The organism is Streptomyces sp. NPDC030799, from assembly GCF_055572255.1.
This window is the reverse complement of record NZ_JBVIDS010000008.1, coordinates 334,426-351,467: the sequence shown is the minus strand read 5'-3', so window position 1 is coordinate 351,467 and position 17,042 is coordinate 334,426. Positions and strand designations below refer to the sequence as shown.

General features: G+C 71.0%; 13 protein-coding genes. 7 read left to right on the top strand and 6 right to left on the bottom strand.

All coding sequences use genetic code 11. From position 1 onward, the window contains the following. The first annotated feature begins 41 nt into the window (after positions 1 to 41). Positions 42 to 1,166, top strand: a complete 1,125-nt coding sequence (locus ACZ41I_RS22240; protein ID WP_399770003.1) for a DivIVA domain-containing protein — start codon at positions 42 to 44, stop codon at positions 1,164 to 1,166. 166 nt (positions 1,167 to 1,332) lie between these two features. Here ACZ41I_RS22240 and ileS read toward each other — a convergent pair whose 3' ends face one another. Next, positions 1,333 to 4,476, bottom strand: a complete 3,144-nt coding sequence (gene ileS / locus ACZ41I_RS22235; RefSeq protein WP_468514871.1) for an isoleucine--tRNA ligase — start codon at positions 4,474 to 4,476, stop codon at positions 1,333 to 1,335. Between the two features lie 606 nt (positions 4,477 to 5,082). On the opposite strand from ileS, the gene ACZ41I_RS22230 reads away from it, so the two are divergent. The 5 genes from ACZ41I_RS22230 to ACZ41I_RS22210 all read left to right on the top strand — a co-directional run bounded on the left by ACZ41I_RS22230 (position 5,083) and on the right by ACZ41I_RS22210 (position 10,269). Next, positions 5,083 to 6,447, top strand: a complete 1,365-nt coding sequence (locus ACZ41I_RS22230; RefSeq protein WP_468514870.1) for a TraR/DksA family transcriptional regulator — start codon at positions 5,083 to 5,085, stop codon at positions 6,445 to 6,447. Between the two features lie 59 nt (positions 6,448 to 6,506). Further along, entirely contained in the window at positions 6,507 to 7,106 is a 600-nt protein-coding gene (gene lspA / locus ACZ41I_RS22225; RefSeq protein ID WP_363218710.1) for a signal peptidase II, read from the top strand. Positions 7,107 to 7,179: 73 nt separating this feature from the next. Beyond that, on the top strand, positions 7,180 to 8,124 hold the full coding sequence (locus ACZ41I_RS22220; protein WP_363218709.1) for an RluA family pseudouridine synthase: 945 nt from the start codon (positions 7,180 to 7,182) through the stop codon (positions 8,122 to 8,124). Continuing rightward, positions 8,121 to 8,588, top strand: coding sequence for a GNAT family N-acetyltransferase (locus ACZ41I_RS22215; RefSeq protein WP_468514869.1), 468 nt, complete (start codon positions 8,121 to 8,123; stop codon positions 8,586 to 8,588). The genes ACZ41I_RS22220 and ACZ41I_RS22215 overlap by 4 nt, the downstream gene beginning before the upstream one ends. Positions 8,589 to 8,682: 94 nt before the next feature. Then, entirely contained in the window at positions 8,683 to 10,269 is a 1,587-nt protein-coding gene (locus tag ACZ41I_RS22210) for a Na+/H+ antiporter (RefSeq protein ID WP_363219623.1), read from the top strand. A 92-nt stretch (positions 10,270 to 10,361) separates the two neighbouring features. Here the strand turns inward: ACZ41I_RS22210 and ACZ41I_RS22205 are convergent, their stop codons facing one another. Then, a complete protein-coding gene (locus ACZ41I_RS22205) occupies positions 10,362 to 11,468 on the bottom strand; it encodes a mechanosensitive ion channel family protein (RefSeq protein WP_468514868.1) in 1,107 nt (368 codons plus the stop codon). A 104-nt stretch (positions 11,469 to 11,572) separates the two neighbouring features. Here ACZ41I_RS22205 and ACZ41I_RS22200 point away from each other — a divergent pair, with 104 nt between their 5' ends. Further along, the gene (locus ACZ41I_RS22200; protein WP_363219621.1) at positions 11,573 to 12,151 is read left to right on the top strand and encodes a dienelactone hydrolase family protein; all 579 of its coding nucleotides are present in this window, start codon (positions 11,573 to 11,575) and stop codon (positions 12,149 to 12,151) included. 7 nt (positions 12,152 to 12,158) lie between these two features. Here ACZ41I_RS22200 and ACZ41I_RS22195 read toward each other — a convergent pair whose 3' ends face one another. From ACZ41I_RS22195 to ACZ41I_RS22180, 4 genes are all read right to left on the bottom strand, one after another. Next, positions 12,159 to 13,829 carry an alkaline phosphatase D family protein gene (locus ACZ41I_RS22195; RefSeq protein WP_399770016.1) on the bottom strand — a complete coding sequence of 557 codons (1,671 nt, stop codon included), beginning with the start codon at positions 13,827 to 13,829 and terminating at the stop codon, positions 12,159 to 12,161. 92 nt (positions 13,830 to 13,921) lie between these two features. Continuing rightward, the gene (locus ACZ41I_RS22190) at positions 13,922 to 14,734 is read right to left on the bottom strand and encodes a DsbA family protein (RefSeq protein ID WP_363219619.1); all 813 of its coding nucleotides are present in this window, start codon (positions 14,732 to 14,734) and stop codon (positions 13,922 to 13,924) included. A gap of 80 nt (positions 14,735 to 14,814) precedes the next feature. Continuing rightward, positions 14,815 to 15,501, bottom strand: coding sequence for a hypothetical protein (locus ACZ41I_RS22185; RefSeq protein WP_363219618.1), 687 nt, complete (start codon positions 15,499 to 15,501; stop codon positions 14,815 to 14,817). 68 nt (positions 15,502 to 15,569) lie between these two features. Next, positions 15,570 to 16,895: a DUF2252 domain-containing protein gene (locus ACZ41I_RS22180; RefSeq protein ID WP_468514867.1), complete on the bottom strand. Its 1,326-nt coding sequence runs from the start codon at positions 16,893 to 16,895 to the stop codon at positions 15,570 to 15,572. Positions 16,896 to 17,042: the final 147 nt, after the last annotated feature.

Here is a 17,042-nt window from a genome sequence, read left to right as displayed (position 1 = left end):
ACGGTCTTGCCGACTGCCGATGACTACGTTGAGGTGAAGAGATGCCGTTGACCCCCGAGGACGTGCGGAACAAGCAGTTCACGACCGTCCGCCTCCGAGAAGGCTATGACGAGGACGAGGTCGATGCCTTCCTCGACGAGGTCGAAGCCGAACTGACCCGTCTGCTCCGCGAGAACGAGGACCTGCGCGCCAAGCTGGCCGCGGCGACCCGTGCGGCCGCGCAGAACCAGCAGAACATGCGCAAGGGCCCGCCGGAGCAGGACCAGCAGCAGCATCCTCAGCAGCAGGGCATGCGAGGTCCCGGCGCGCCGGTGCCCGCCGGCATATCGGGCCCGCCGCAGCAGCAGATGGGTGGCCCCATGGGTGGTCCGCCCCAGCTGCCGAGCGGTGCCCCGCAGCTGCCCGCCGGTCCCGGCGGCCAGGGCGGTCCGCAGGGTCCCGGCCCGATGGGTCAGGGTCCGATGGGCCAGGGCCCGATGGGCGGTCAGCCGCCCATGCAGCAGCAGATGGGCGGTCCGATGGGCGGCCCCATGGGCGGTCCGATGGGCGGCCCCGGTCAGGGCCCCGGTGGCGACAGCGCCGCCCGTGTCCTCTCGCTGGCCCAGCAGACCGCCGACCAGGCGATCGCCGAGGCCCGCTCCGAGGCCAACAAGATCGTCGGCGAGGCCCGCAGCCGCGCCGAGGGTCTGGAGCGTGACGCCCGTGCCAAGGCCGACGCCCTGGAGCGGGACGCGCAGGAGAAGCACCGTGTCGCGATGGGCTCCCTGGAGTCCGCCCGCGCCACGCTGGAGCGCAAGGTCGAGGACCTGCGCGGCTTCGAACGCGAGTACCGCACGCGCCTGAAGTCGTACCTGGAGTCCCAGCTGCGCCAGCTGGAGACCCAGGCCGACGACTCGCTGGCCCCGCCGCGTACCCCGGCCACCGCGTCCCTGCCGCCGTCCCCGGCGCCCTCCATGGCTCCGGCCGGCGCGAGCGCCCCGTCGTACGGCGGCAACCAGACGATGGGCGGCAACCCCGCTCCGTCCGCCCCGTCCTACGGCGGCCAGCAGCAGATGACCCCGGCCATGACCCAGCCCATGGCCCCGGTCCGCCCGCAGGGCCCGTCCCCGATGGGCCAGGCACCCTCGCCGATGCGCGGGTTCCTGATCGACGAGGACGACAACTGAGCACCGGGCACTAGTACGACAACGGCGTCGGCAGCGCTCAATAGGGCGGGCCCCTTGGACTTCGGTCCTGGGGGCCCGCCCTTTTTACGCGGGTTGCGTTACTCGCATGTGTGAGAAGGGCCCGGCCTCCTCAATGGAGCCGGGCCCTTCGCACACCGCTCGGCGCTTACGCCTTGCGCAGCCGGAACGTGAGGGACAGCCCCTCGTCGGTGAACGGCTCGCCGAAGCTGCCGTCGCCCTCACCCTGCTGGAAGTCGGTCGACAAGACCTCCTCGGCGATCAGTTCCGCGTGCTCGGCCAGCGCAGCGACCACCGCAGGGTCGGTCGATGCCCAGCGCAGTGCGATCCGGTCGGCCACATCCAAACCGCTGTTCTTGCGGGCCTCCTGGATCAGCCGGATCGCGTCACGGGCCAGCCCCGCCTGCCGCAGCTCCTCCGTGATCTCCAGGTCCAGCGCGACCGTGGCCCCGGAGTCGGAGGCCACCGACCAGCCCTCACGCGGGGTTTCCGTGATGATCACCTCGTCCGGAGCGAGGGTGACCGTCTCACCGTCGACCTCCACCGAGGCCGTGCCCTCACGCAGGGCGAGGGACAGCGCGGCGGCATCGGCACCGGCGATGGCCTTGGCCACCTCCTGCACCCGCTTGCCGAACCGCTTGCCCAGCGCCCGGAAGTTGGCCTTGGCGGTCGTGTCCACGAGGCTGCCGCCGACCTCGGACAGCGACGCCAGCGAGGAGACGTTCAGCTCCTCGGTGATCTGCGTGTGCAGCTCCGGGTCCAGGGACTCGAAGCCGGTCGCCGCGATCAGCGCGCGCGACAGCGGCTGACGCGTCTTGACGCCCGACTCCGCGCGCGTGGCCCGGCCCAGCTCCACCAGCCGGCGGACCAGGACCATCTGCCGGGACAGCTCCGGGTCGATCGCCGACAGGTCGGCCTCCGGCCAGGAGGCCAGGTGCACGGACTCCGGCGCGCCCGGGGTCACCGGCACGACCAGGTCCTGCCACACCCGCTCGGTGATGAACGGGGTGATCGGCGCCATCAGCTTCGTGACCGTCTCCAGCACCTCGTGCAGCGTGCGCAGCGCGGCCTTGTCGCCCTGCCAGAAGCGGCGCCGCGAACGGCGGACGTACCAGTTCGACAGGTCGTCGACGAACGCGGACAGCAGCTTGCCGGCGCGCTGGGTGTCGTACGCCTCCAGCGCCTGGGTCACCTGGTCGGTGAGCGCGTGCAGCTCGGACAGCAGCCAGCGGTCCAGGAGTGGCCGGTCGGCCGGCGCCGGGTCGGCCGCCGACGGCGCCCAGTTCGACGTACGGGCGTACAGCGCCTGGAAGGCGACCGTGTTCCAGTACGTCAGCAGCGTCTTGCGGACGACCTCCTGGATGGTGCCGTGGCCGACCCGTCGGGCCGCCCACGGGGAGCCGCCGGCCGCCATGAACCAGCGGACCGCGTCCGCGCCGTGCTGGTCCATGAGCGGGATCGGCTGCAGGATGTTGCCCAGGTGCTTGGACATCTTGCGGCCGTCCTCGGCGAGGATGTGACCGAGGCAGACCACGTTCTCGTACGACGACTTGTCGAAGACGAGCGTGCCGACGGCCATCAGCGTGTAGAACCACCCGCGGGTCTGGTCGATCGCCTCGGAGATGAACTGCGCCGGGTAGCGGCTCTCGAACAGCTCCTTGTTCTTGTACGGGTAGCCCCACTGCGCGAACGGCATGGAACCCGAGTCGTACCAGGCGTCGATGACCTCCGGCACGCGCGTGGCCGTCTTGCCGCAGCCGTCGTGGCGGCAGGCGAAGGTGACCTCGTCGATGAAGGGGCGGTGCGGGTCCAGGCCCGACTGGTCCGTGCCGGTCAGCTCGGTCAGCTCCGCGCGGGAGCCGACGCAGGTGAGGTGGTCGTCCTCGCAGCGCCAGATCGGCAGCGGGGTGCCCCAGTAGCGGTTGCGGGACAGCGCCCAGTCGATGTTGTTGTTCAGCCAGTCGCCGAAACGGCCGTGCTTGACCGTCGCCGGGAACCAGTTGGTCCTCTCGTTCTCCTGGATGAGGCGGTCCTTGATCGCCGTCGTGCGGATGTACCAGGAGGGCTGCGCGTAGTAGAGCAGCGCGGTGTGGCAGCGCCAGCAGTGCGGGTAGCTGTGCTCGTACGGCAGGTGCTTGAAGAGGAGGTCGCGCTGCTGAAGGTCCTCGGTGAGCTTTTCGTCCGCCTTCTTGAAGAAGACGCCGCCGACCAGCGGGACGTCCTCCTCGAAGGTGCCGTCCGGCCGGACCGGGTTCACGACCGGCAGGCCGTAGGAGCGGCAGACCTTGAGGTCGTCCTCACCGAAGGCGGGGGACTGGTGGACCAGACCCGTACCGTCCTCGGTGGTGACGTAGTCGGCGTTCACCACGAAGTGGGCGGGCTCGGGGAACTCCACCAGCTCGAACGGACGCTGGTACGTCCAGCGCTCCATCTCGGCGCCGGTGAAGGTCTGCCCCGTGCTCTCCCAGCCCTCGCCGAGCGCCTTGCCCACGAGCGGCTCGGCGACGACGAGCTTCTCCTCGCCGTTGGTCGCGACGACGTAGGTGACCTCAGGGTGCGCGGCGACCGCCGTGTTGGACACCAGGGTCCAGGGGGTCGTCGTCCACACCAGGAGCGCGGCCTGGCCGGCGAGCGGACCGGAGGTGACCGGGAAACGGACGTACACGGACGGGTCCACGACCGTCTCGTAGCCCTGCGCCAGCTCGTGGTCGGACAGGCCGGTGCCGCAGCGCGGGCACCAGGGGGCGACGCGGTGGTCCTGGACCAGCAGGCCCTTGGTGAAGATCTCCTTCAGCGACCACCAGACGGACTCGATGTACTCGGGGGCCATCGTGACGTACGCGTCGTTGAGGTCGACCCAGTAGCCCATCCGGGTCGTGAGCGCTTCGAAGGCGTCGGTGTGGCGGAGCACGGACTCGCGGCACTTGGCGTTGAACTCGGCGATGCCGTACGCCTCGATGTCCTGCTTGCCGCTGAAGCCGAGCTCCTTCTCGACCGTCAGCTCCACCGGGAGGCCGTGGCAGTCCCAGCCGGCCTTCCGGGCCACGTGGTAGCCGCGCATGGTGCGGAAGCGGGGGAAGACGTCCTTGAAGACGCGCGCCTCGATGTGGTGGGCGCCGGGCATGCCGTTGGCGGTGGGCGGGCCTTCGTAGAACACCCATTCCGGGCGGCCCTCGGACTGCTCCAGGCTCTTGGCGAAGATCTTCTGGTCGCGCCAGAAGTCGAGCACGGCGTGCTCAAGAGCGGGCAGGTCGACCTGTGCGGGCACCTGGCGGTACGTCGGCGCTGTCATCTGCGAGCATCCTCCAACGGACTTGCTGCCTTCCGTCGGAGGGACGAGAGCCTTCGATCCTGCCTACGCCGTGTGCGGCGCGCTCCCGCGGTACCACCCTCCTTGGCCCTCCGTCGCGCCGTACGCGCCGGTGAGCCCCCTCATTGGGGTCGCGAAGCCGGTTCTACTCGCGCTCGCCTTGCGGCTGTGGCTTTCTTCCGGCGGCTCCGGGGTGATCTTCACGTCGCGCTCGCCCCCGGGCTCACACCGTCCCCGGATCGCTCTCGGCTGCGTACGCCGCTACTCGTCCCCATCCACGCTTTTCGCTCCGCCCAGTGTACGGCGCCGCGCGGCCAGCGGCCGACCGGATTTCCGTGCGGTGCCGCGGCGGGCGGTGCGAGGGGCCGGGGTGACCCGAATGGCGAGGGGGCGTGCGCTCGGGTCCGGCGAGGCCCGGCTCCGGCGGATTACCCGGCGGGGAGCTGGGCACAACGGATGCAGGCCCGCTGCGCGGGGGGTGCGGGCGGGCGAATCGGGCGGTGTGCCCCGTTGCCGCGGGACTCAAGTCGATTTATCGTCCCAGCACGATTCGCGAGCAAGATCACAATATGTGAAGGGGCCGCGGCCATGGTGGCGAAAAAGACCGCCGTACAGCAGCCGGCGACCGGCCGGCGCAGGGGCGCGGCTGCCTCCGGTGCGGCTGCCTCCGGCGGTGAGGCCAAGGGAGTGGCCGGGAAGAAGGGGGCGACCGGGGGGAAGGGGGCCGGGGGAAAGGACACGGGGGGAGCGGGCGCAGAACGGGCCGCCACGAAGGCGGCGGTGAAAGGGACGGCTGCCAAGGCGACGGCCGCCGCCCGGAAAACGGCCGCAAAGAAGACCACGGCGAAGCAGACGGCCACCAAGGAGAGGGCTGCCGAGAGGACGGGCGCCGCGGAGAGGGCAGCAAAGAAGACGGCCGCCGAGAGGACGGGCGCCAAGCGGACGGCTGCCGAGAAGACCGAAGCCAAGAAGACCGAAGCCAAGAAGACTGCAGCCAAGAAGATCGCCGCCAAGAAGTCCGGGGCGGAGGCGACGGTCGGCAAGAAGGTGCTGGTCAAGGAAGCGGCCGTCGAGAAGGGGGCCGGAGGGAAGGCGGCTGCGGCTGCCAGGAAGGCGTCCGTGAACGAGACGGCAGCCAGGACGAGTGCTGCCGGCAGAGCCACCGCCAAGGACAAGACCGCTGCCGCGAAGGCAGGGGCCGAGCGGGCGGTCGTCGGCGAGGCGGTGGCGGACAGGGCAGCGGTTCCGAAGAAGCAGGTGTCCAAGAAGCAGGTGTCCATGAAGGCCGTCGGGGAGAAGACCGCGGCGAAGGCGAAGGGGGTGGCGGAGGCGGAGGAGACGGCCGTCAGGAAGCCGGCGGCGAAGAAGGCCGGCGGCACGAAGACGGCCGCCGAGGGCGTCTCCACGGAGGCGGCCCACACGAGCAGGGCCAAGAAAGCGGGCGCGGCGCGGGCCGCGAAGCAGACGGGAGCCACGACAGTGGTTGCGAAGAAGACTCCTGGCACGGCCACGGCGGAGACCGCCGTTCCCAAGGCGCGGGTCGCCGCGGCGGAGCCCGGCGAACTGGCGGTGCGCCCCGGCGAGGAACCCTGGACCCCGGAAGAGGTCGCGAAGGCCCGTGCCGAGCTGCTGTCCGAGGTGGAGCGGTTGCAGAACGAGATCAGCTCCTCCGAGGCGTCCCTGGCGGGCCTGATGCGGGACTCCGGCGACGGCGCGGGAGACGACCAGGCCGACACGGGTACGAAGAACATCACGCGCGAGCACGAGCTGGCGCTGGCCGCCAACGCGCGCGAGATGCTGATCCAGAACCAGCACGCCCTGGAACGGCTGGACGCGGGCACCTACGGCCTGTGCGAGAACTGCGGCAAGCCCATCGGCAAGGCCCGGATGCAGGCCTTTCCGCGGGCCACGCTGTGCGTGGAGTGCAAACAGAAGCAGGAACGCCGCTCCTGAGCGCGCCGGGCCGTGCCGTAGTCTCGTCCTCAGTCAGGCACCTAGGTTGAGGGACTCACGTGGCAGAGGCGGAGCGCATCATCGGTACGCCGGACACCCCGGACGGCAGCGGCGAGCGGACGGCGGCGGCCGGGGCGGACGAGCAGCAGGTCCCGGCCCCGGTACGGGACCGCCGCGGGCGCCGGATCGCCCTGCTCTTCGCGGTGGCCGCGTTCGCGTACGCGCTCGACCTGATCAGCAAGACGCTCGTGGTCGCCAAGCTGGAAGGGCACGAGCCGATCAAACTGATCGGGAACTGGCTGGAGCTGAACGCCATCCGCAACCCGGGCGCGGCCTTCGGCTTCGGCGCGGCTTTCACGATCATCTTCACCCTGATCGCCGCGGCCGTGATCGTGGTGATCATCCGCCTGGCCCGCAAGCTCTACAGCTACCCCTGGGCCATCGCGCTCGGCCTGCTGCTCGGCGGTGCCCTCGGCAACCTCACCGACCGGATCTTCCGGTCGCCCGGGGTCTTCGAGGGCAAGGTCGTGGACTTCATCGCTCCCAAGGGCTTCGCCGTGTTCAACCTGGCGGACTCGGCGATCGTGTGCGGCGGCATCCTGATCGTGCTGCTGTCCTTCCGCGGCCTGGACCCGGACGGCACGGTCCACAAGGACTGAGGGCCGCCTTCCCGCGCAGGAGTTGTCCACAGGCGCGTTCGGGGCGGTCCGGCCCGTCCGGCATACTCGACGGGTGAGCACGATTCCCGAGATCCGTACCCTGCCCGTGCCCGACGGCCTGGAGGGCGAGCGCGTCGACGCCGCCATCTCCCGCATGTTCGGCTTCTCCCGCACGAAGGCGGCGGAGCTGGCCGCGGCCGGCAAGGTCCAGGTCGACGGCGCGGTGGTCGGCAAGTCCGAGCGGGTGCGCGGCGGCGCCTGGCTGGAGGTCGAGATGCCGCAGGCGCCCGCGCCGGTGCAGGTGGTCGCCGAGCCGGTCGAGGGCATGGAGATCGTGCACGACGACGAGGACGTGGTCGTGATCGTCAAGCCGGTGGGCGTGGCCGCGCACCCGTCGCCGGGCTGGAGCGGCCCCACCGTCATCGGCGGTCTCGCCGCCGCCGGGTACCGGATCTCCACCTCCGGCGCCGCCGAGCGCCAGGGCATCGTGCACCGTCTGGACGTCGGCACCTCGGGCCTGATGGCGGTCGCCAAGTCGGAGCGGGCGTACACCTCGCTCAAGCGCCAGTTCAAGGAGCGCACGGTCGACAAGCGCTACCACACCCTCGTCCAGGGCCACCCGGACCCGACGAGCGGCACGATCGACGCGCCGATCGGCCGCCACCCGAACCACGACTACAAGTGGGCGGTCACGGCCGACGGCAAGCCCTCCGTGACGCACTACGACCTGATCGAGGCGTTCCGCGCCGCCTCGCTGCTGGACGTGAAGCTGGAGACCGGACGCACCCACCAGATCCGCGTCCACATGGCCGCCCACCGCCACCCCTGCGTCGGTGACCTGACCTACGGCGCCGACCCCACCCTCGCCAAGCGGCTGCGCCTGACCCGCCAGTGGCTGCATGCGGTGCGCCTCGGCTTCGAACACCCCGGGGACGGCCAGTGGGTGGAGTTCGCGAGCGACTACCCCGAGGACCTGCAGAAGGCCCTCGACCAGGTCCGCGAGGACACCTACGCGTGAGCGCGCCGTACACCGTCCGGATCGCCGAGGACCCCGCCGACCGCGAGGCGTGCTTCGCGGTCCGCAAGCAGGTCTTCGTCGTCGAGCAGGGCGTCGCCGAGGACATCGAGTACGACGCCCATGACGCGGTCGCGGTGCACGTCCTGGCGGTCCGTGAGGACGGTGTGCCGCTCGGCACCGGACGGCTGCTGCACGGCGAGGCCGCCGCGGCGAAGACGGGCGGTGACGCGTCGGTGGGCTCCCTGGGGCGGCTCGCCGTCTCCCGCGAGGCCCGCGGGCTCGGTGTCGGCGCAGCGCTGGTGCGGGCGATCGAGGACGCGGCACGAGCGCGTGGCCTCACCGCGGTGGACCTGCACGCGCAGACACACGCCCTGGGCTTCTACGAACGCCTCGGCTATGCGGCGTACGGCCCGGAGTTCCCGGACGCCGGCATTCCGCACCGGGCGATGCGCCGCGCCCTGTAGGCGTCCGCCGCGTCGTCGGGGGGCCTGCGTCCCCGGCGGCCGGATGGCAGGCTTGAAGCCTGCCGTGTGATCGTCGACTCCCGGAGCGCCGGCCGTGGATCAGTTGGCCCTGTTGTTCGTACTGCTGCTCGGGGCCCTGGTGAGCGTCCCGGTGGGGGACCGGTTCGGGGTGCCGGCGCCGGTGCTGATGACGCTGTTCGGCGGGGTCCTCGCGGTGGCCGACTTCGTGCCCGACGTGGACATCCCGCCGGACCTGATCCTGCCCGGGCTGCTGCCGCCGCTGCTCTATGCCGCCGTACGGCGTACCTCCTGGCGCCAGTTCGCGGCCAACATCCGGCCGATCTTCCTGCTGGCCGTCGCCCTGGTGTTCGTGACGACGGTGTGCGTGGCGTTCGTCGCCAACGCGATCGTGCCGGGGCTGCCGATCGCCGCCGCGGTCGCGCTCGGCGCGCTGATCGCCCCGCCCGACCCGGTCGCCGCGACCAGCGTCGCCGGACGGCTCGGGCTGCCGCGCCGCCTGGTGTCGATCCTGGAGGGCGAGGGACTCTTCAACGACGTCACGGCCATCGTGCTGTACCACGTGGCGATCGCCGCGGCCGTGAGCGGCTCGTTCTCACCGTGGCGGGCCGGCCTGGACCTGGTGCTGTCCGCCGTCGTCGCGGTGGCCGTGGGCCTGGTGCTCGGCTGGGGCGCGAACCGGCTCATGGACCTGCTGGGCGATCCGACCCTGCAGATCGGCATGACCCTGCTGGTGCCCTACGCCTCCTACGTGCTCGCGGAGAAGCTGCGCGGCTCGGGGGTGCTGGCGGTGCTCACCACGGCGCTCTTCCTCGCCGAGTACGCCACCGACGCCGACGACGTGATGACCCGGCTGGCCGGGCACACCTTCTGGGACATCATCGACACCCTCGTCACGGGCGTCGCCTTCGGGCTGATCGGCCTGGAACTGCACAACGCCATCCGCACGGCCCAGGGGAGGTGGGGCGAGATGCTCGGCTGGGCCGCCGCCGTCGTGGGCGTGGTGATCGTCGTACGGCTGCTGTGGCTGCTGCCGGCGACCTGGCTGACCAAGCGGCTGCACGCACGGCGGGACTACGACGAGGAGATCCCGGTGAGCCGGCGGGAGACCGTCGTGATGTGGTGGTCCGGGATGCGCGGGGTGGCCTCGGTGGCGCTGGCGCTGGCCGTCCCGCTGAAGACCGCTGACGGATCCCGGTTCCCCGACCGGGACGAGATCGTCTTCATCGCCTTCGGTGTGATCATCGTCACACTGGTCTTGCAGGGGCTCACGCTGCCGTCGCTGGTGAGGTGGCTCGGCGTGCGGGCCGACTCCGAACGGGAGAAGGAGTTCGAGAAGGAGCTGGCGGTGCGGGCGGCCAAGGCGGCCAAGCGCCGGCTGCGGGAGATCGAGCAGGTGGAGGACCTGCCCGAGGACCTGTCCGAGCAGATGCTGCGGCGCGCCTTCGACATCGGGATCCGGATCAGTCCCGACATGGGGGAGGAGGAGCGCAGGGAGGCGCAGCACCAGCGGGCCCGGCGGCTGAAGCGAGTGCGGCACATCCAGAACGAGATGCTGAGCGCGGCCCGGCACGAGGTGCTGGCGGCGCGCAGCGAGCCGGGGGCGGATCCGGAGATCGTGGACCGGGTGCTCAGGCATCTGGACGTGCGGAGTCTGCGGTGACAGTGACCATGTGTCATATGAGCATGCCGGGCCATGTCACAGGTCGTCCAGGTCAACGGCCGTGCCGGACGCGGCCGTCGAAGGCTCCGGCGTCAGCTGCGGCGGGTGCGCGGGAAGTCGTGGTCCTTGCGGAGTGAGGCGCCGTCGCAGGACGGGAGGCGTTGCGGCGGAAGCACCGCCTCGGAGGTGTTGACGCGGGGAAGCGCGTAAGCGTGCTCGGCCATCAGCCAGGTGATCATCTGCTCGCGGACCGTGACCCGCACCGTCCAGATGTCGTCGGCGTCCTTCGCGGTCACCAGCGCGCGCACCTGGATGGTGGTGGGTGTGCTGTCCGTCACCACCAGGCCGTAGGCGCGGCCGTCCCAGGCCGGGCACTGGCGCAGGATGTCGCGCAGCTTGTCGCGCATCGCCTCGACGGGCGCGCTGTGGTCGAGGTGCCAGTAGACGATGCCCGTCATCTGCGGGGTCCCCCGCGACCAGTTCTCGAAGGGTTTGGAGGTGAAGTACGACACCGGCATGGTGATCCGCCGCTCGTCCCAGGTCCGTACCGTCAGAAAGGTCAGCGTGATCTCCTCCACCGTGCCCCATTCGCCGTCCACGACGACCGTGTCGCCGATACGCACCATGTCACCGAAGGCGATCTGCAGCCCGGCGAACATATTGGACAGGGTCGACTGGGCGGCGACGCCGGCCACGATGCCGAGAATGCCCGCCGAGGCCAGCAGGGAGGCGCCGGCCGCGCGCATCGCGGGGAACGTCAGCAGCATCGCGGCGATCGCCACGACGATCACGATCGCGGACACCACCCGCATGATCAGCTCCACCTGCGTGCGCACCCTGCGCACCCGGGCCGGGTCCCGGTGGGCGCGGGCATAGCGGCTGTAGGTGGTCTCGACGACCGCCGCCGCGATCCGGATCACCAGCCAGGCGGCTGAGCCGATCAGCACCAGCGTCAGCGTCCTGCCGATGCCGGCCTGGTGCTGCTCCAGCAGCTTCGCCTGGTCGTACGACCCTCGCAGCAGGGCGGCGCACAGCACGAGCTGGTAGGGGACGCGGCCACGGCGCAGCAGCCCCCACAGCGGGGTGTCGTGGTCGCGCGCGTCGGCCTTGCACAGCAGCCGGTCGGTGGCCCAGCCGACGGCCAGGGTGATCAGCACCGAGCCGCCGATCACGATCACAGGGCGGAGCAGGTTTTCCATGCCTCCGCTTCTAACCGGCGCTCGGCGGCCATGAACATGTGAGTTCGGCGTGTTCCTGGGTACGGCGGCTCAGGCGCTGCCGCACCGGCTGGCACCATGGCCTCATGAACATCATGCTTTTTCACTCGACCTACGGCCTCAGGCCCGCGGTGCGCGACGCCGCGGACCGGCTGCGCACGGCGGGCCACGAGGTGTGGACGCCCGACCTCTTCGAGGGGCGCACGTTCGGCACCGTCGAGGAGGGCATGGAGTTCAATGAGCGGATCGGCAAGGAGGAGCTGCTGAAGCGGGCCGTGCTGGCGGCGGCGCCGTACTCGGAGCGAGGACTGGTGTACGCCGGGTTCTCGCTCGGCGCCTCCATCGCCCAGACCCTCGCCCTCGGCGACGACAAGGCGCGCGGGCTGCTGCTCCTGCACGGCACGTCGGACATCGCGCCGACCGCGCACGTGGACGGGCTGCCGGTGCAGCTGCATGTGGCCGAGCCGGACCCGTTCGAGACGGACGACTGGCTGAGCGCCTGGTATCTGCAGATGGGCCGGACCGGAGCCGATGTGGAGGTCTACCGGTACGCCGGCGCCGGGCACCTCTACACCGACCCCGGGCTGCCGGACTACGACGCCGAGGCCGCCGAGGCCACCTGGCGGGTGGCGCTCGGCTTCCTCGACAGCCTGCAGTCGGCGTAGCCCGCGGCTACACCGGGTCGTAGGTCCGCTCGACCTTCTGGGTGCCGCTGCGGGTGCGGTAGGAGCGCACCCACTTGGAGGTGGCGTTCGCGTCGGTGCGGTCGGACAGGACGTAGTAGTCCATCTGCGCGCGGTCGGTGGTGATGTCCAGCACGCCGTAGCCGTGCCGGTCGGTGTCCACCCAGTGGACGTGCCGGTTGGCGGCCTCGATGACCGGTGCGGCGAGCGCGGAGACCGTGCCCTCGGGGACCTTGACGATGTCGTCGAGGTTGTCGGAGGTCACCGACGTGATGACGAACTCGGTGGCCGCCGACGGCGACAGCGGATAGGTGCCCGCGTCCACCGGCACGTCGTTGGCCCAGGACATGTGGATGTCGCCGGTCAGGAAGACGGTGTTGCCGATGGCGTTCGCGCGCAGGTGGTCGAGGAGTTCACGGCGGTCGTGGGTGTAGCCGTCCCACTGGTCGGTGTTGACGCCGATGCCGTCCTGCGGCAGGCCGAGCAGCTTGGCGAGCGGCTTGAACAGGTCGGCGGTGAGGGAGCCGATGACGAACGGCGCGATCATCACGGAGTTGCCGACCAGCCGCCACCTGGTGTCGGAGGCCTTCAACCCGGCCTTCAGCCAGTCCAGTTGGGCCCGGCCGGTGATCGTCCGGTTCGGGTCGTCCACCGAGCCGCTGGCGGTGGACGCCTGCTGGGAGCGGAAGGAGCGCAGGTCCAGCAGCGAGAGATCGGCGAGCTTGCCGAAGCGCAGCCGGCGATAGGTGGTTCCCTCGATCGCGGTGCGGACCGGCATCCACTCGAAGTAGGCCTGCTTGGCGGCCGCCTTGCGGGCGGTCCAGGTGCCCTCGGCGCCCTCGGTGTGGTTGACGGCGCCGCCCGACCAGGCGTTGTCGGCGAATTCGTGGTCGTCCCAGATGGCGATGACCGGCGCCTTCAGGTGCAGGGCCTGCAGATCGGGATCGGTCTTGTACGTGGCGTGCCGGACACGGTAGTCGGCGAGCGTGATGATCTCGTTCGCGGGCGCGTGCGGGCGGACGACCCTGCCGCGCGCCGCGTACTCGCCGGACTTGTACTCGTAGATGTAGTCGCCGAGGTGCAGCCAGGCGTCCAGGTCGCTGCGGGCCGCGAGATGGCGGTAGGCGGCGAAGTAGCCGCCCTCCCAGTTGGCGCAGCTGACCACCCCGAAGCGCAGCCCGGACACGTTCGCATCCGCCGCGGGCGCGGTGCGGGTACGGGCCGGCGGGGAGTCGGTGGCGCCGGCCGAGAACCGGAACCAGTAGTCGGTGGCCGGTTCCAGACCGCGGACGTCGGCCTTCACGGTGTGGTCGGAGGCGGCGGTCGCGGTGACGGAGCCCTTGGCGACGATGCTGGTGAACGCCTTGTCCTTGGCGACGACCCAGTTCACCTCGGTGTCCGGACCGACGCCCGAGCCGGGCGTGGCCTCCGGGGTCGGGGTCACCCGGGTCCACAGCAGGACGCCGTCGGGCAGCGGGTCACCGGAGGCGACACCGTGCAGGAAGGCGGGGGCCTGGTCGGCGGCGCGCGCCGGAAGGGCGGCGGCGAGCGGGCCGGCCAGCACAGCGGTCGCCGCCGCGGCCTTGACGACCGTACGGCGGCGAGGAGAGAGGGAGTTGAGGCCCTTGGACGCCTCGGATGCTCTGTATCGACTGGTCACGACCGATCAGGTTACTGATCGGTATGGGCAAGAGCGGGCGAACTTCGAAAGTTCGCCCGCTCTTCACGTGAACGGCGGTTTCCGACGAGCCGTCAGCCCTTGAGGGCCGCGTCGAGAGCCTTGTTGAAGTCGGCCGGGTTCGACGGCGCGTTCTGGCCGTCGGGGCCCGTCAGCTTCTTGCCGTCCATCTTCAGGGTGGGGGTGCCCCGGATCCCGTCCTTGTCGAAGATCTTCGACTCCTCCAGCGCCCACCGGTCGTAGGTGCCGTCCTTCACGGCCTTCTGGAACGCCGCGTTGCCCTTCAGGGCGGGGACGGTGTCGGCGATCTGGATCAGATAGGCGTCGTCCTTGAACTTGTCGTCGGTCTCGTTGGGGTGCCACTTCGCCGAGTACATCGCGGCCTTGTACTCCAGGAACGCCTCAGGGCTGACGTTGAGCGCGGCACCGAGGGCGCTGAGCGCGTTCTTGGAGCCCACACCGGGCAGGTTGTTGTCGAGGAAGGTCGCACCGACGAAGTGGAGCTTGAACTTGCCCTCGTCGATGTCCTTCTTCACCGTCGGGCCGACGCTCTGCTCGAACTCCGAGCAGACCGGGCACCGCGGGTCCTCGTAGATGGTGAGGGTCTTCTTGGCGGTGCTCTTGCCGATGACGACGGTCGTGCCGTCCGCGCCCGTGGTGTTGGCCGGCTTCACGAGCTTCTTGGTCTTCGCGGCGTCCCACCCGGTGGGCTTGGTCGCCTGGACGATGGCGTAGCCGATGCCGCCGGCCGCGGCCAGCACGGCCACGACCGAGGCGGCCACGATGATCTGCCGCTTGGCCTTGTCCCGCTTGGCCTGCCGCTCGCGCTCCTGGCGCAGCCGCTCCCGGGCCGCCGTCTTCGCCGTCTGGCTGTTCCGCTTGCTCATGTTGGTGATCTCCATGTGGGACGCGCACATGTCGTACGCGGGATACGTGTGGGGGACTGGTCGTGCTCAGGTGCTGCCGCTCACAGGGCGGCAGCGGGCGAGCACGGCGGTCCACGCCGTCCCAGGGAGTGCACGAGCAGCCGGTCGCGGGCGGCGGCCCGGCGCGGGGCCGGGCGCGGCAGCCGGCGGACCGGGGTCAGCCGGACGGTGACCGCGGCCACCGCGAGCAGCAGCGGCCGGAAGGTGGTGGCGGCGACCGCGCGCAGCAGCTGGACCAGCGCCCGCTCGCCCCGGCGCAGCCAGGCGGCGGCGAGCAGGCCCACCCCGATGTGCGCGGCGAGCAGCAGCCAGGCGGCCGCCGGACTGGCGTGCGCCAGCAGTGCGTCGGGGCGGCCCGGGGCCCCGGTCACCCGGGCCAGCGGGCTGCCGACGGCACCGCCCTCGCACAGCACCTTGAAGCCGAAAGCGTGCAGCGGGCCGGCGACCGGGCCGCCCGCCCTGCCGTAACAGGTGTGCTGGCCGGTGGTGAACACCGTGTCGGCAGCCAGTTCCAGCGGGATCAGCAGGGCCGCGATCCGGCCGAAGCCGCGCTCGCGGCCCGCCAGCGCGTACGCGGTGACGAACACGCCGGCACAGACCGCCAGCACGGTCGCCACCGGCAGCGGGGCCCCCGACAGCAGCACGTGCGACGCGGTGCTGAGCGTCACGACGACAGCCGTGAACAGCGCCGCGCGCACGGCTCTGAGCTGGGTCCCGGATATGTCCATGGTGAAAGCAGAGTCTGTCACGTACGCGGTTAAGAGACCCCTAAAGGGTGCCTGTGAGCGCGCGAAGGTTACAGCCCCGGAATCCGGCCGTTGCGGAACAGGTCGACGAAGATCTGGTGGTCGGCACGCGCGCGTGCGCCGTAGCCGTGCGCGAAGTCCACCAGCAGGGGCGCGAAGCCCTCCTCGTCGGCCGCGAGCGCCGCGTCGATGGCCCGCTCGGTGGAGAACGGCACCAGGGACTCGCCGGACTGGTCGTCCGCCGCCGCGTGCATGGTGGCGGTGGCCCGGCCCAGGTCGGCGACGACGGCCGCGATCTCCTCGGGGTCGTCGATGTCGCCCCAGTCCAGGTCGACGGCGTACGGCGAGACCTCGGCGACCAGCTGGCCCGCGCCGTCCAGCTCGGTCCAGCCCAGCCACGGGTCGGCGTGTGCCTGCAGGGCGCGCTGGGAGATCACCGTGCGGTGACCCTCGTGCTGGAAGTAGCCGGCGATCGCCGGGTCCGTGATGTGCCGGGAGACGGCCGGGGTCTGGGCCTGCTTGATGTAGATCACGACGTCGTTCTCCAGGGCGTCGCTGTGACCCTCCAGGAGGATGTTGTACGACGGCAGGCCGGCCGAGCCGATGCCGATGCCGCGGCGGCCGACGACGTCCTTCACGCGGTACGAGTCGGGGCGGGCCAGGGAGGAGTCCGGCAGGGTCTCCAGGTAGCCGTCGAAGGCGGCGAGGACCTTGTAGCGGGTGGCGGCGTCCAGCTCGATGGAGCCGCCGCCCGGCGCGAAGCGGCGCTCGAAGTCGCGGATCTCGGTCATCGAGTCCAGCAGCTCGAAGCGGGTGAGCGAGCGGGCGGCACGCAGCGCGCCCAGCAGCGGGCCCTCGGCGCTGTCCAGGGTGAACGGCGGCACCTCGTCGCTCTTGGCGCCCGTGGCGAGGGCGTGGATGCGCTCGCGGTAGGCCGCCGCGTAGACCGACACCAGCTCGGTGATCTGCTCGTCACTGAGCGCCTTCGCGTACCCGATGAGCGCGATCGAGGCGGAGAAGCGCTTCAGGTCCCAGGTGAACGGGCCGACGTAGGCCTCGTCGAAGTCGTTGACGTTGAAGACCAGGCGGCCGTTCGAGTCCATGTACGTGCCGAAGTTCTCCGCGTGCAGATCGCCGTGGATCCACACCCGCGAGGTGCGGTCGTCCAGGTACGGCCCGCCGCGCTTGTCCGCGTCCAGGTCGTGGTAGAAGAGGCACGCCGTGCCCCGGTAGAACGCGAAGGCCGAGGCCGCCATCTTCCGGAACTTCACCCGGAACGCGGCCGGGTCGGCGGCCAGGAGCCGGCCGAAGGCGGTGTCGAAGACGGCGAGGATCTCCTCGCCGCGCTGCTCGTCGCTGAGCTGGGGGACCGACATCGCGAGATGCCTCCTGGTACGGGAGTGGTGCATGAATGTGCATGAATGGGTACGACGGCGCTTCCGCCGTCTCCAACGGGCGACGCCGCGCGGGAGTGCCCGGTTCCCGCATGAAGGTACGCGGATGAGGCCCGCGAGTGTCAGTGC

Coding starts and splice junctions, on each gene's coding strand:
- ACZ41I_RS22185 (WP_363219618.1), bottom strand. CDS start 15,501: ATGGACATATCCGGGACCCAGCTCAGAGCCGTGCGCGCGGCGCTGTTC.
- ACZ41I_RS22180 (WP_468514867.1), bottom strand. CDS start 16,895: ATGTCGGTCCCCCAGCTCAGCGACGAGCAGCGCGGCGAGGAGATCCTC.
- ACZ41I_RS22240 (WP_399770003.1), top strand. CDS start 42: ATGCCGTTGACCCCCGAGGACGTGCGGAACAAGCAGTTCACGACCGTC.
- ACZ41I_RS22205 (WP_468514868.1), bottom strand. CDS start 11,468: ATGGAAAACCTGCTCCGCCCTGTGATCGTGATCGGCGGCTCGGTGCTG.
- ileS (WP_468514871.1), bottom strand. CDS start 4,476: ATGACAGCGCCGACGTACCGCCAGGTGCCCGCACAGGTCGACCTGCCC.
- ACZ41I_RS22190 (WP_363219619.1), bottom strand. CDS start 14,734: ATGAGCAAGCGGAACAGCCAGACGGCGAAGACGGCGGCCCGGGAGCGG.
- ACZ41I_RS22200 (WP_363219621.1), top strand. CDS start 11,573: ATGAACATCATGCTTTTTCACTCGACCTACGGCCTCAGGCCCGCGGTG.
- ACZ41I_RS22230 (WP_468514870.1), top strand. CDS start 5,083: ATGGTGGCGAAAAAGACCGCCGTACAGCAGCCGGCGACCGGCCGGCGC.